10 protein-coding genes, 1 pseudogene and 1 riboswitch are annotated in these 13,930 nt (G+C 67.5%); of the genes and pseudogenes, 6 read left to right on the top strand and 5 right to left on the bottom strand.

All coding sequences use genetic code 11. The features are described from left to right. Window positions 1-42: 42 nt before the first annotated feature. From ACH82I_RS08785 to ACH82I_RS08795, 3 genes are all read right to left on the bottom strand, one after another. A complete protein-coding gene (locus ACH82I_RS08785) occupies window positions 43-1,329 on the bottom strand; it encodes a glycine cleavage system aminomethyltransferase GcvT (RefSeq protein ID WP_413336690.1) in 1,287 nt (428 codons plus the stop codon). Then, a complete protein-coding gene (gcvP, locus tag ACH82I_RS08790; RefSeq protein WP_413336691.1) occupies window positions 1,326-4,280 on the bottom strand; it encodes an aminomethyl-transferring glycine dehydrogenase in 2,955 nt (984 codons plus the stop codon). Before gcvP ends, ACH82I_RS08785 begins: the two co-directional genes overlap by 4 nt. Window positions 4,281-4,424: 144 nt before the next feature. Continuing rightward, window positions 4,425-4,548, bottom strand: a riboswitch (glycine riboswitch). A gap of 185 nt (window positions 4,549-4,733) precedes the next feature. Further along, window positions 4,734-5,534, bottom strand: coding sequence for an SDR family oxidoreductase (locus ACH82I_RS08795; RefSeq protein ID WP_413336692.1), 801 nt, complete (start codon window positions 5,532-5,534; stop codon window positions 4,734-4,736). A 94-nt stretch (window positions 5,535-5,628) separates the two neighbouring features. Here ACH82I_RS08795 and ACH82I_RS08800 point away from each other — a divergent pair, with 94 nt between their 5' ends. Further along, on the top strand, window positions 5,629-6,189 hold the full coding sequence (locus ACH82I_RS08800; RefSeq protein ID WP_413336693.1) for a DUF1990 family protein: 561 nt from the start codon (window positions 5,629-5,631) through the stop codon (window positions 6,187-6,189). Further along, on the top strand, window positions 6,182-7,003 hold the full coding sequence (locus ACH82I_RS08805) for a phosphotransferase family protein (RefSeq protein WP_230748304.1): 822 nt from the start codon (window positions 6,182-6,184) through the stop codon (window positions 7,001-7,003). Before ACH82I_RS08800 ends, ACH82I_RS08805 begins: the two co-directional genes overlap by 8 nt. 59 nt (window positions 7,004-7,062) lie before the next feature. Here the strand turns inward: ACH82I_RS08805 and ACH82I_RS08810 are convergent, their stop codons facing one another. After that, a complete protein-coding gene (locus tag ACH82I_RS08810) occupies window positions 7,063-7,959 on the bottom strand; it encodes a LysR substrate-binding domain-containing protein (RefSeq protein ID WP_413336694.1) in 897 nt (298 codons plus the stop codon). Between the two features lie 133 nt (window positions 7,960-8,092). Between ACH82I_RS08810 and ACH82I_RS08815 the strand changes: the two genes are divergently transcribed. The 3 genes from ACH82I_RS08815 to fabG all read left to right on the top strand — a co-directional run bounded on the left by ACH82I_RS08815 (window position 8,093) and on the right by fabG (window position 11,435). Beyond that, window positions 8,093-9,295, top strand: a complete 1,203-nt coding sequence (locus ACH82I_RS08815; RefSeq protein ID WP_413336695.1) for a CaiB/BaiF CoA transferase family protein — start codon at window positions 8,093-8,095, stop codon at window positions 9,293-9,295. A 95-nt stretch (window positions 9,296-9,390) separates the two neighbouring features. Next, window positions 9,391-10,554, top strand: coding sequence for an acyl-CoA dehydrogenase family protein (locus tag ACH82I_RS08820; RefSeq protein WP_413336696.1), 1,164 nt, complete (start codon window positions 9,391-9,393; stop codon window positions 10,552-10,554). Window positions 10,555-10,640: 86 nt separating this feature from the next. Beyond that, window positions 10,641-11,435 carry a 3-oxoacyl-ACP reductase FabG gene (fabG, locus tag ACH82I_RS08825; RefSeq protein WP_230748295.1) on the top strand — a complete coding sequence of 265 codons (795 nt, stop codon included), beginning with the start codon at window positions 10,641-10,643 and terminating at the stop codon, window positions 11,433-11,435. Between the two features lie 97 nt (window positions 11,436-11,532). On the opposite strand, the gene ACH82I_RS08830 is transcribed toward fabG, so the two are convergent. Then, window positions 11,533-13,536 (bottom strand): amidohydrolase, encoded by a 2,004-nt coding sequence (locus ACH82I_RS08830; protein WP_413336697.1) that lies wholly within the window; start codon window positions 13,534-13,536, stop codon window positions 11,533-11,535. A gap of 113 nt (window positions 13,537-13,649) precedes the next feature. Between ACH82I_RS08830 and ACH82I_RS08835 the strand changes: the two are divergent. Next, window positions 13,650-13,880: pseudogene (locus ACH82I_RS08835) on the top strand (hypothetical protein); the annotation flags it as partial. Window positions 13,881-13,930: the final 50 nt, after the last annotated feature.

A 13,930-nucleotide genomic window follows, 5' to 3' on the forward strand; every position in this document is an offset into this window, starting at 1 on the left:
CCCCCAGTGTACGAGTCACCAGGAACACCCAGAGGAGCTTCCTCAGTTCTCGCCGCGCCTGTAGAACGGCAGCGCGGTGACGGTGAAATCGTGGGCCTTGCCGCGGATGTCCACGGAAACGGGCGTGCCGGGCTCGGCAAGAGTCCGGTCGAGGTAGGCCAGGGCGATGGGGTGTCCCAGCGTCGGCGAAGGCTGGCCCGAAGTGACGGTGCCGACCTCGGCGCCGGGAGTGCCGACCTCGGATTCGGAGGCGAAGATCGCCGCGCCCGAGCGCGCCGCCCGACGTCCCTCGGACGTCAGCCCGACGAGCACGCGCGCCGGCTCGGTCTCGCCCAGCTTGGCCAGTGCCTCACGGGCGACGAACTTCTCCTTCGTCTTGAACCCGATCATGCGGCCGAGTCCGGCATCGAAAGGCGTGGTCTCGAGGCTGAGCTCATTGCCGTAGAGCGGCATCCCGGCTTCAAGACGCAGCGAATCGCGCGCGGCCAGACCGCAGGGCACGAGTCCGTAGTCGGCACCGGCGCTCGTCAGCGTCTCCCACAGTCGGGCTGCTGCGAGGTTGGGCATGTAGAGCTCGAATCCGTCCTCGCCGGTGTAGCCGGTGCGCGCGAGCACGAGATCGATGCCGGCGATCGTCAGCGGCATCCACGCGTAGTACTTGAGCTCACGGACCACCTCGGCGACGGTGATCCTCTCGGATTCCGCCGCACCCGAACCCGCACCCGCGTCGACAGCTGCGGCGCTGGCTGCGGATCCGTCCGCCGAGGTGGTCCTCGGCCCGAATTCCCCATGCGCGCCTTCGTCGAGGGCGCGGATGATGATGGCTTCCGAGTTCGGTCCCTGCACAGCGATGAGCGCGGTGTCCGCGGACTCGTCGAAGAGTCGCACATCGTCACCGGCACCCTCCCCGTGGATGAAGTCCGCGAGGCGCTGCTTGAGTGCAGCGACCACCGTCGGGGTGTTCGAGGCATTGGGGACGATGAGGAACTCCTCGTCGCCGACCCGGTAGGTGATGAGGTCGTCGAGGAGGTACCCGGCGTCGTTGACGATGACGCCGTACTTGGCCCGACCGATCTTCATCGCCGAGTACTTCGCGACCAGCGCGTAGTCGAGGAAGGCCGCGGCCTGGGCACCGGTGATGCGGACCTCGCCCATGTGGGAGAGGTCGAAGATGCCGGAAGCCTCGCGAACCGCGCGGTGCTCGGCGAGTTCCGACCCGTACTTCAGCGGCATGTCCCAGCCGCCGAAGTCGGTGAAGGAGGCACCGAGCTTGGCATGGATGTCGTGCAGCGGGGTCTCGTTGCTCTGCGGCTGATTGACCTGTGTCATGACGCGTCCTCTTCCTCGTTGATCTCGAAGGCCTCTGGCGGCGGGCAGGAGCACACCAGGTTGCGGTCGCCGTAAGCTCCGTCGATGCGGCTGACCGGCGGGAAGTACTTCGTGTGGCGCAGTCCGGGCACCGGGAACACCGCGGTCTCGCGGGAGTATTCGCCGTTCCAGTCGTCCATCACCACGGTCGCCGGGTGCGGGGCACCGGCCAGGGGTGAGGCTTCGCAGGAGTATTCGTCGCCGATCGCGTCGATCTCCGCGCGGATGGTGCGCATCGCCTCGATGAACCGGTCGAGTTCGTCCTTGTCCTCGGATTCGGTCGGTTCGACCATGAGGGTGCCGGGCACGGGGAAGGCCAGCGTCGGGGCGTGGAAGCCGAAGTCGATGAGGCGCTTGGCCACATCCTCGGCGGTGACGCCGGACTTCGCGGTGGCCTCCCGCAGGTCGAGGATCGTCTCGTGGCCGACCAGACCGTTCTCGCCCGAGTAGAGGATCGGGAACACGTCGCCGAGCTTGGCCGCGAGGTAGTTCGCACCCAGCAAGGCCGCCCGGGAGGCCTCGCGCAGGCCGTCGCCGCCCATCAGCTCGAGGTAGGCGAAGCTGATCGGCAGCACGCCGGCTGAACCGAACAGGGATCCGGAGATCGGCAGTTCGTGTGTCTCCCCGGTTCCTGCGACGAGGTCCGGTTCGGTGGGATCGCCGGGCAGGTACGGGGCGAGGTGTTCGCGCACGGCGACCGGTCCGACGCCGGGTCCGCCGCCGCCGTGGGGGATGCAGAAGGTCTTGTGCAGGTTGAGGTGGGAGACGTCGCCGCCGAACTCGCCGGGCTTAGCGAGTCCGACGAGGGCGTTGAGGTTCGCCCCGTCGACGTAGACCTGGCCGCCGGCGGCGTGGACCTTCTCACAGACCTCCCGGACCTCGGATTCGAAGACGCCGTGGGTCGAGGGGTAGGTGATCATGATCGCGGCGAGCTTCTCCGCGTTCTTCTCGATCTTCGCGTCGAGGTCGTCCATGTCGACCGATCCGTCGTCGGCGGTGGCGACGACCTGGACGGTGAGTCCGGCGAGCACCGCCGAGGCGGCGTTCGTGCCGTGCGCCGACTGCGGGATGAGGACGACGCGGCGATCGGTGTCGCCGTTGGCCAGGTGGAATTTGCGGATGGCCAGCAGTCCGGCCAGTTCACCCTGGGAGCCGGCGTTGGGCTGGAGGGAGACGCGGTCGTAGCCGGTGACCTCGACGAGCGAGTTCTCCAGGCGGGTGATGAGGTTGCGCCAGCCGTGGGTCTGTTCGACCGGGGCGAAGGGGTGGATGGAGGCGAATTCGGGCCAGGTGATGGGTTCCATCTCGGCGGCGGCGTTGAGCTTCATCGTGCACGAGCCCAGCGGGATCATCGTCCGGTCCAGTGCCAGGTCGCGGTCGGCCAGGGTGCGCAGGTAGCGCATCATCGAGGTCTCGGAGCCGTGGGCGCTGAAGATCGGGTGGGTGAGGAATTCGGTTTCGCGGTGGAAGTCCTCACCGAAGGCCGGGGCGGGCACGTGGTTGGCTCCGAAGGTCCCCGCCGAGGCGGCTTCGAAGTTCGCCTCATCGATCCGGGCGATGATGCTCAGGGCTTCGAGCAGGCCGTTGGCATCGGCGACCGTGTGGGGTTCGCCGAAGGAGACCCCGACGGTGGTGGTGTCGATGACGCGGATGTTGTATCCGGCGCGTTCGGCGACGACGCGGGCGGCTTCGGCGTCGGCGACGCGCAGTGCCACGGTGTCGAAGAAGTCGCGGCTGACCACCTCGGCGCCGGGGGCGGTGTCCGCAGCTGTGGCGAACTCCTGGGCCAGACGGTGGATGCGGGAGGCGATGCGGGTCAGGCCGACGGGGCCGTGGTAGACGGCGTACATCGAGGCCACGTTGGCCAGCAGTGCCTGCGCGGTGCAGATGTTGGATGTGGCCTTCTGGCGGCGGATGTGCTGTTCGCGGGTCTGCAGGGCCAGGCGGTAGCCGGGCTTGCCCTGGGCGTCCTTGGACACACCGACGAGGCGGCCGGGCAGCTGGCGCTGGAGGCCGGACTTCACGGCCATGAACCCGGCGTGGGGTCCGCCGAAGAAGAGCGGGACGCCGAAGCGCTGGGCGGAGCCGACGGCGATGTCCGCACCCTGGGCGGCGGGGTCCTTGAGCAGGGTCAGCGCGAGCAGGTCGGCGTCGAAGGTGACCAGTGCGCCGCGGTCGTGGGCTCCGGTGACGGCGTCGGAGAAGTCGCGGATGACGCCGGTGGTGCCGGGCTGGGCGCAGACGATGCCGAAGATGTCCTCGCCGACGAGGCCTTCGGCGAGGTCGGCGACGACGATGGAGAAGTCCATGGCCTTGGCTCGGGCGCGGACGACGGCGATGGTCTGCGGGTGGAGTTCGGAGTCGAGGACGACGGTTGTCCCCTTCTTCACGGCTCGACGCATGAGCAGGACCGCCTCGGCGACGGCCGTGGCCTCATCGAGGAGAGAGGCGTTGGCGATGTCGAGGCCGGTGAGGTCCTGGACGACCTGCTGGAAGTTGAGCAGGGCTTCGAGGCGGCCCTGGGAGATCTCGGGCTGGTATGGGGTGTAGGCGGTGTACCAGGCGGGGTTCTCGACGAGGTTGCGGCGGATCACGGCGGGGGTGATCGTGTCAAAGTAGCCCTGGCCGATCATCTGCTTGCGCATGATGTTCTGGCCTGCGATCGCACGGAGTTCGTCGAGGACTTCGGCCTCGGAGCGGCCGGTGGGCAGGTCGAGTCCGTCGACCTGGATGGAGGACGGGACCGCGGCGGCGGAGAGCGCTTCGAGGGAGTCGTAGCCGAGTTCGGCGAGCATGGCCTGGGTGTCATCGGCGCGGGGACCGATGTGGCGGTCGGAGAAGGGGCGCGGTGTGTCCCCGGTGGGCGCTGTGGTGTGCGCGAGCGAACTGGTGTGGGCGAGTGAACTGGTCATTGCCGTCCTTGGGTCGGTGTCGCGCCCGCCTACGGAGGACGCACTGAGCAGTGGTGGTCCTCCCCGATCTGTCGGGCGCACGTCTCCTTGGTCGTCGTGCGCTCGTGGCGCGCGGCGAGCCGGAGTCGGCTCCTTCAGATATGCCTGCAATCGGTGGTACTGGGCCTGAGAGTTTCCCGGGGAGGGAATTGCACCTACGGCGCTGCATGGCTTGGTCCCGATGGCTGAAGCTATCGCGACGACTGAGCAGCTCTCCCACGTCATGTCTTAACGGCAGTATGAAATTGTGTGTGGCTATGTGTTTATGGGGCCAAGTCTAGTGGCTGGGATCACGGCGGGCCAAACGCCGAGATCGCGGGGTGCGGACGGGGTGCGGACGGGGTCGAGACGGAGCCGCGAGTGGGTCGCGGGCGAGTCTCCCGACTGGGCAGACTCGTCCGACGAGGAAGACTCTCAGGCCGAGCCGCCGGCCGTGATGACGCCGCCGTCGGCAGTGAGCACCTGGGCGGTGATCCAGTCGGCGTCGGACGAGGCGAGGTAGGCCACAGCTCCGGCGATGTCCTCGGGGGTGCCGAGGCGCCCGACCGGGTACGACGCGGCGACTTCCTCCTCGCGGCCTTCGTAGAGGGCGGTGGCGAAGTTCGTCTTGACCACAGCAGGAGCCACCGCATTGACGCGAATGTCGGGGCCGAGTTCGACGGCCAGCGATCGGGTCAGGTGGGACACGGCGGCCTTCGAGATGCCGTAGAAGGAGATTCCCGGGCTCGGCCGTTCCCCGGCGACCGAGGAGATGGACACGACTCGGCCTTTGTTCTCCTTGAACTGCAGGTTCTCGTGGTGGACCGCACCCTGCACCCAGGCGAGGGTGCCGAGGACGTTGACGTCGAGGATCTTCCGGGCTGCGTCGAGGTCGATGTCGATGAGCGGTCCGTAGACCGGGTTGATGCCGACGTTGGTGACGAGCACGTCGAGGCGGCCGAACTTCTCGGAGATCGTGTCAAAGACCTCGGCACGGTGGGTCGGATCGTCGGATTTGCCGGCGATTCCGAGCGCGGTGCCTTCCGGGAACTGCGCGACCGCCTCGGCGAGAGCTTCGGGTTTGCGAGCGGTGAGGACCACGGTCGCCCCCTCGGCCTGCAGCCGCTGGGCGATGCCGAGCCCGATGCCGCGGCTGGCGCCGGTGATGAGGGCGACCTGCCCGGTGAAGCGCTGCCCGAGGTGGTTCGTCGTGTCCGTGGTGGTCTGCTCGCTCATGGGAACTCCATCGTCCGAGTTAGAAACCGAGCGTTCGCTCAGTAGGGTGTTTGTATCGTAGGCAGGAGAAGTCCCTGATGACAAGGACTCTCCGATGACAAGGAAGCGGCAGGGAGGCCCAGCGCCGATGAACCACCTGGAACACCACCGGGATGCCGGTCCGGCATCGCTGTTTCCGCTGGCCCGCGAGGCGATCCTGACCTGGCACCTGCAGGAAGGTGCCGGCGTCATCGCCCGACCCAGGCGTCGTGTCCGGGCCGGGATGATTGTGAACCTGAGGCTCAACCCGGTTTGGCCAACCTCGCCGAGGCGACTTCGCGGTCATGACCTGAACGTTCGCGTGGGCTCGTGCGAAGTCCTCGAGGTCATCGACGAACCGCGGGCGGCCGGTTTCGTCTACCGCACCCTGCCAGGGCATCTCGAGTCCGGGGAACAGACGTTCCTCGTCTCCATCGGCGCGGATGACCGCCTCGGCGATCTCTCCGCATCCGATGACCGCCTCATCGTCTCGATCGTCTCGGATTCGGTGCCGGGACATCCCCTGCTGCGTGCGTTCGCCCCGTTCTCGGTCGCGGCGCAGAGGATGATGGCTCGTCGTTATGTCGAAGGGCTGCGCCGCATGCTCGACCGCCGACAGGACGACGTTCGTGCTTGACACCCGACGGCAGGCGCTGAGCTCGGCCTCTAGACTGCTCGGGCGAGAGCTGACGCTGCTCGACGAATTCACCGCCGGACAGCATGCGACCACGCTTCTGGCCACTGATGGTGAGGACGAACTCGTCGTCCGCGCCTTCCCCGCCCACGACGATGCTGCCCTCAGGGAAGCCGAAGTCCTCGCGCGACTGACCCGGCTGGGCACCTGGGTTCCTCACCTGGTGGCCGCCGGCACTACGACGGTCGAGCCGGTCATCATCACCTCGCGCGTGCCGGGCAGGGTGCCCGGCACCGAACTCTCGCCCTCGATGATGGCCACAGAGATGGCCGCCGCTCTCGCCCGCATTCACGAACTCGACGGCGACGGACTGCGACCGATTCCAGCTACCCCGCCCACCGGCGACTCCGCGATCGCCCGGCGGGCCCAACAAGAATGGGGCGATCTCGACAGAGACGATCCGGTGCTCCTCCACACGGACTTCTGGTGTGGGAACGCCCTCTGGGAGGGCGAGCGCCTCACCGGAGTCGTCGACTGGTCCGGTGCCGGGTGCGGTCCGCGCGGAGTCGACCTCGCCTGGTGCCGGCAGGATCTGGCGCTCCTCGGTTCTCCCGAGGCCGCCGACGTCTTCCTACGCGAGTACGAACGGATTCTCGGCCGCCCGATCAACGACATCGCCGCTTGGGACGTGCAGGCCGCGGCCCGAGCACACGACCGCGTCGAAACCTGGTTGCCGAACTACCTGGGCATCGGGCGGACCGAGATCACCGCCGACGTCCTCCGCGAACGACTGGATGAGTGGAATGCGCGGCTGTGAGATCGACGGCAGCACCTCCTCGGCGAGGATGATGACCACCCCGTCGACTGGAATCCGCCTCACCCGACCGTCGGCAGGACCGCCTCGGCGAGGGTGAGGACGGCGCCCAAGGAGGCCATGCCGTGATCGCTTAAATGGGCGAGGTAGAGGATTGAGGGCTCATCGGCGATGTCGAGAGGCACGGCCACCGTGCCGGCCTCGCGCGCATTCGCCGACACCGAGTCGAAGGTGATCGAGATGCCCAAGCCGGCCGCGATGAGCGCGCCGATGGTCTGCGAATCGGGAGCGATCTGTGCCACCCGCGGACTGAATCCGGCCTCCCGGCACAGCCGCATCGTGTTCTCACGCAGCGTCGAGCTGGGGTGGGCGGGCAGGGTGATGAAGTCCTCCTCGGCCAGCTCCTCGACGCGGATCGAGGACCGCCTTGCCAGCCGGTGCCCCTCGGGCAGAGCCGCGCAGAGTCGCTCGATCATCACGGCCCTTCCGGTCACACCCGGCGGCTGCTGCGCCCACCGGACCAGCGCCAGATCGAGCGAACCGTCGACGAGGCGCTCCAGCCCCTCCTCGGCGAAGACATTCGACTCGAGTCCGAACGTGATCCCGGGATGGGCCCCACGGGAGGCGGCGACCAGGGTCGCGGCCAAGGCGCGCGAGGACGAACGGGCGAAACCGAAGCTCAGCCTCCCGGTCTCCCCCGTCGCCGCGCGCTGCACGGAATCGACGGCGAGGTGTTGGATCTCGAGCATCTTCCGCGCCGGCTCGACCAGCGCCTCACCGGCCGGGGTGAGCCGAACGCTGCGGGTGGTGCGGTGGAACAGCGAGACGCCGAGGCTGTCCTCGAGCGATCTGATGGTGCGGCTCAGCGGCGGCTGGAGCACACCCAGACGTTCGGCGGCGCGACCGAAGTGCAGCTCTTCGGCGACCACGAGGAAGGCTCGGGCCTGCTGTATCTCCATCGCTGATCACTCCGCCGCATGACTCGATTTACATATCGAATCCGATATTAGTCTTTAATCATTATTATCCACAATGCTATATTGTGGGGTGGAACACGCGGATCAGACTTCGGGCCGACGACAGGAGCTTTCATTGACGAATGGCGACACCACTGCGGGCGACAGGATTGACGACCTCCTCCCCCGCGCCGGCACCGGCCCGCTTTCCGGCCAGGTCGTCGTCGATTTTTCGCGGGTTCTCGCCGGACCGTATTCGACGATGATGCTCGCCGACCTCGGCGCCACGGTCATCAAGGTCGAAGGCCCCAGGGGCGATGACACCCGGCACTGGAGCCCACCGGTGCGCGAGGACGACGCCACCTACTTCCTGTCGATCAATCGCAACAAGTACGACATCGTCCTCGACTTCTCCGATCCCGAGGATCTCGAGGTCGCCCGGAAGCTCGCGGCCCGCGCGGACATCATCGTCGAGAACTTCAAGCCGGGCGGACTGGCGAAGTACGGCCTCGACTACGAGTCCGTCACACAGACCAGCCCAGTGCCCAACCCCAAGGTCATCTACGCCTCGGTCACGGGCTTCGGCGCACACAACGCACTGCCCGGCTACGACCTGCTGGTCCAGGCGATGTCCGGGTTCATGTCGATCACCGGCAGCCCCGAGGGCTCCCCGTATCGCGCCGGCATCGCAGTCTTCGACGTCATCACCGGCCTGCACACGGCGATCGGCGTCCTCGCGGCCCTCCAGCACAAAAACACCACCGGAGAAGGTCAGCTCGTCGAAACGAACCTCATGTCCTCGGCGATGTCCGGCCTGGCCAACCAGTCCGGCGCCTATGCCGCCGCCGGGGTGACCCCGACTCGGATGGGCAACGCCCACCCCAGCCTCTATCCCTACCAGCCGATGTCCACGAAGTCCGGGGAGCTCATCGTCGCCGCAGCCAACGATGGCCAGTTCGCCACCCTGGCAAAGGTCCTCGGCCGACCCGACTGGCTCTCGGACGACCGTTTCGCCGAGGCCAAGGCCCGCAACGCCCATCGCGCGGAGCTCGAACCCGAACTCCTCGAGGCCTTGGCTCAGCACACCGCGCAGGAATGGTTCGAGAAGCTCACCGCCACCGGCCTGCCCTGCGCCCCCATCAACACCATCGCCGAGGGCGTCGAACGCGCCAAGGACCTCGGCCTCGACCCGATCGTCGAAACCGGACAGGGTGAGCGCGTCATCCCGACCATCCGCAATCCGATCCGCCTGTCGAAGTCCGAGGTCGCCTACGATCTCGCGCCGCCCGAACTCGGTGCCGACGACGAGCGGGTACGCGCCTGGATCGACACCCTCTGACCCACCTCGGCGGGCGCACAATCGTCACCTGAGCGCCCCGGCGCACAACCACCTCGGCGACACCGACGTCCCACCAATCACAAGGAGAAGGCAGCATGGACAACTCGGAACTCGACGACATCCTCTCGATCGTCCGCGAATTCGTCCGCGAGAAGGTCGTCCCCCTCGAGACCGACATCGAGGCCGAGGACGCCATCCCGCAGTCCATCATCGACGAATCCGCGCAGATGGGACTCTTCGGTTGGGCCCTGCCGGAGGAGTACGGCGGGCTGGGCATGAACGCCGAACAGGATGCGCAGCTGGCCATGGAACTCGGCTACACGACGCCGGCCTTCCGGTCCGTGTTCGGCACGAACAACGGCATCGCCGGGCAGGTGCTCGTCAACTACGGCACCGATGAGCAGAAGAGCGAATGGCTGCCGAAGCTGAGCTCCGGCGAGGTCGTCGCTTCCTTCGCGCTGACCGAGTCCGAGGCGGGATCTGATCCCTCGGGCATGCGCACCCGTGCTGTCCGCGACGGCGAGGACTACGTCATCACCGGCAGCAAACGCTTCATCACGAACGCCGAGTCCTCCGACGTCCTCATGGTCTTCGCCCGCACCGATCCGAGCGCCAAGGGTTCGAAGGGCATCTCGGTATTCCTCGTCCCGACCACCGCCGAGGGTGTGACCGTCGGCCCCCACGATCACAAGATGGGCCAGGCCGGGGCCTGGACCTCGGAGATCTTCTTCGACGACGTCCGCGTCCCCGCCGCCAACCTCATCGGCGGTGAGGAGGAGAAGGGCTTCTACGCGGCCATGGCCTCCCTGAACAAGGGGCGGCTGCACATCGCCGCGATCTGCGTGGGCCAGGGCATCCGGATCCTCGACGAATCCGTGAAGTTCGCCGCCGAGGCGAAACAGGGCGGGGAGCCCATCGCCCGGTTCCAGCTGGTCCAGGGCATGCTCGCCGACATCTACACCGAGGTGGCCGCCGCCAAGGCGATCGTCCTCGCCGCCGCGCAGCGCTGGGACGCCGAGACCGATCGCAAGCTCGGCCCCTCCTCGGCGAAGCTCTTCGCCTCCGAGGCCTTGGCCCGCATCGCCGACAAAGGCGTGCAGATCCAGGGCGGTATGGGCTACATGCGCGAGTCGGCCGTCGAGCGCTTCTACCGTCACGCCCGCCTGTTCCGCATCTACGAAGGCACCTCCGAAGTCCAGCGCGTCGTCGTCGCCCGGCAGCTGCTGGGAGGCGCCCACAAACAACAGTTCAACCTGTAGATCGCTCCACCAGCCCCATCACCGGATCGCCCGGTTATCGCCTCGACCAAACAATCCACGGACATTTCCACGGAAAGAAGGAACCCATGACCGACTCACCAGCACCCACTCCCGACGCCCATGGTGTCTCCGCCGTCCCCGGCCTGCTGGCCGGCAAGGTCGCCGTCGTCACCGGCGGCGGGCAGGGCCTCGGCCTTGCGATGGCCCGATCCCTCGTCGATTCCGGGGCGAAGGTCGTCCTCGGGGATATGAATGAGGAGAGCCTCGCTGCCGCCGTCGAATCGCTCGGCGGTGCGGATGCGGCCGTCGGCGTCGTGTGCAATGTGTCTTCGCTGGAGAATGTGCAGGAGCTCGCCGAGGCGGCCACGCGGGCCTTCGGCGGCGTCGACATCTGGGTCAACAACGCCGGCATCACCCGCGATGCGACGATCCGGAAGATGAGCGAACAGGAGTTCGACGACGTCATCTCCGTGCACCTGCGCGGCACCTGGAACGGCCTCAAGGTCGCCACGGCACTCATGCGCGAGCAGGACCGCGGCGGCTCGATCGTCAATGTGTCCTCGATCAGCGGCAAGGTCGGCAACCCCGGCCAGTCGAACTACTCCGCAGCCAAGGCCGGCATCGTCGGCATGACCAAGGCCGTGGCCAAGGAAGTCGCGTTCAAGAACATCCGCATCAACGCGATCCAGCCCGGCTTCATCAACACCGCGATGACGCAGGCGATGCCGCAGCACGCGATCGATTCGAAGCTCGCCGACATCCCGCTCGGCCGCCCAGGCGAACCCGAGGAGGTCGCCTCGGTGGTGCTGTTCCTCGCCTCCGGGCTCTCGAGCTACCTGACGGGCACGGTCACCGAGATCTCCGGCGGCCGCCACATCTGAGCCGTTTCAGGTTGCCGGACCGGCGTCCCCGCGGGGACGTCGGGTCATCGGCGCTCCGGGGCGCACCTCTGCCACCCGTCGAAGTGAGTGTGGACCATCACGCCCGGTATTTCACCTCGCCGCCGACGACAGTCAGGGCGACACGGGTGTCCCGGATCGCCTCGGCATGGGCGAAGAGGGCCTGTTCGGACTCGTAGCCGAGGAGACCGTCGCGCGTGTGGCCCGGGCCGGCGGGATCCGAGTCGGCACCCGACCGTGTCCACTCGGGATCGAGGCCTTCGGCCGCACACGGGTCGGTGTTGACGACGATGAAGTCGGCATCCATCCCGGGCGCCAGATACCCGGAGCGCTGTTCAAGACCGGCCGCATAGGCCGCGCCTTGGGTGTGCTGACGGATCGCCTCGGCGGCGGTCATGCGACGTTCCGGTTGGAAGCTCGTGCTCGCATCACCAGAGATGTTCGCCCTGGTCATCGCCGCATAGATCGCGGCAAAGGGGTTCGCGTGCTCGACCGGGCCGTCGGAGCCGAAGGCCACATGGGCACCCGCCGCCAGCAGGTCCGGCCAGGCATAGGCGGCGAGCTGCGCGGATTCGTCGATGAGGTGGAGAAGATGCAGATCGGAGATGCAGTGGCGCGGCTGCATCGAGGCGATGACGTCGAGGTCCCGGAACCGTGCGACATCCTCGGGCTGGATGAACTGGGCGTGTTCGACCCGATGACGCAGCGGTCGCTCGTAGCGGGCCTCGGCGGCCCGGGTGGTCTCCCGAAGGCGTTCGAAGACGTTGAGCACATGATGGTTGGCCTGGTCGCCGATGGCGTGGATGGCCACTGAGATGCCGGCTTCGGTGGCCCAGCGCGCATTCTCGAACAGGTCGTCTTCGGACATCTGAGCGATGCCGTAGTTGGCTTCGGCCGCCTCATCGCTGAGCACGGATTCGGGGACAGAACCCGGGTAGGAGTAGGACACGGCGGCAGCGGTGGTGTCGCCGGTGTCCGCCGGGTCCGTGGCCGACTTAGCCGCCGGTTCGGGTGTCGGCTCCGCCTCCACCTCCGTTTCCACCTCCGGGGCGGGGAACGGTGAGGACATATGAGAGGTGTGTGAACCGAGGGCCCCGTCCGAGAACAGCTTGAGGCCACCTCGGCGCAGCCAGTCATCGCCGTCACCGGTGTGCCAACCGGTTTCGATCGCCCACGGAACCTCGTTGCCGCGCAGGTACTTCGTCACCCGAATGTGCTGCCGGTCGGCTTCGCGCAGGTCGTTCCACCCCAGCGTCGAGGGGATTCCGTCGAAGTCGTGGATGCCGGTCAGGCCCTGGGACAGGAACAGCCGCTGTGTCCGGTCGAGGCGTTCGATCTGCGGCTCGCGGGAGGGTTCGGGGATGAATCTGGCGACGAGGTCGGTGGCGTCCTCGCGGACGAGTCCGGTCAGCTCTCCGTCGTGGTCGCGGACGAATTCTCCGCCCCAGGGGTCCGCGGTGAGCGCGTCGATGCCGGCGATCTCGAGCGCGTGGGCGTTGGCCCACAGGGTGTGCAGGTCGAGTGACCACATGGCCACCGGGTGGTCGGGTACGAGCTCATCGAGCAGCTCCCGGTCCGGGTAGCGGGGGTCGTCCCATTTGTTGAGGTCCCAGCCGGAGCCGACGACCCACTCCCCCAACGGCAGCGTCTGGGCACGTTCACGGATCGCTTCGACCGCCTCGGCGAGGGATCGGGTTCCGGAGAGGTCGAGCTCTTCGAGCGAGTTCGCGTAGGCGATCGAATGCATGTGCGCATCGACGAATCCCGGCAGGATGACCTGCCCCTGGCAGTCGATCTCCTCGAGCGTGGGCCCGGGGATGACGGTGGTGGCCCCGACCCCACCCGCCGAGGCGAGCGCCGCCGTCGTGGAAGACTCCGCGGCCGCGATGTCGAGCAGTTCGGCGCGCGTGCCGATGGCCACGATCGTCTCGCCGTCGACGAGGATGGCCTCGGGCGGGGTGTCAGAGGCCGCCGGATCATCGGCGTGCTCTGGGAGGGTCGACTCCGGGTCGGAGGGGTGCGATGTGGAAGTCGGCGCCGCGGGGGCGAACGTGCGCACGATGGCGTTGGAGAACAGACGCATGATCACCAGTCTAGGGCGCGGATTCGCGAGCGCGGGGCCCGGGTCAGGGGTGTTTCACCACCCACTGTCTGCCCGCTGTCTGCCCGCTTTCTACCGGGAGTGGAATCCGAGGTATGGCCAATGTCATCAGCACCCAAGACACCCGGCTCGTCGCCGGTGCACGAGTTGTCCTCCCTGCCGTGTGGCTCGGGTTGATCATCGGCATCTCGCTCATCGAGGCACCCTTGAAGTTCCAGGCCCCGGGGATCACGATCCCCTTGGGGTTGGGCATCGGTCGGCTCGTCTTCACCGCCATGAACTGGGTCGAGATCGTCATCGCCGTGATCCTGCTGTGGTCGGTGCTCAAGGACGGCGTCGGTGCGGCGACGCGGAAGCGGCCTCGCGCATCCCGCGG

Source organism: Brevibacterium sp. GP-SGM9, assembly GCF_047300845.1.
Lineage (GTDB): Bacteria > Actinomycetota > Actinomycetes > Actinomycetales > Brevibacteriaceae > Brevibacterium.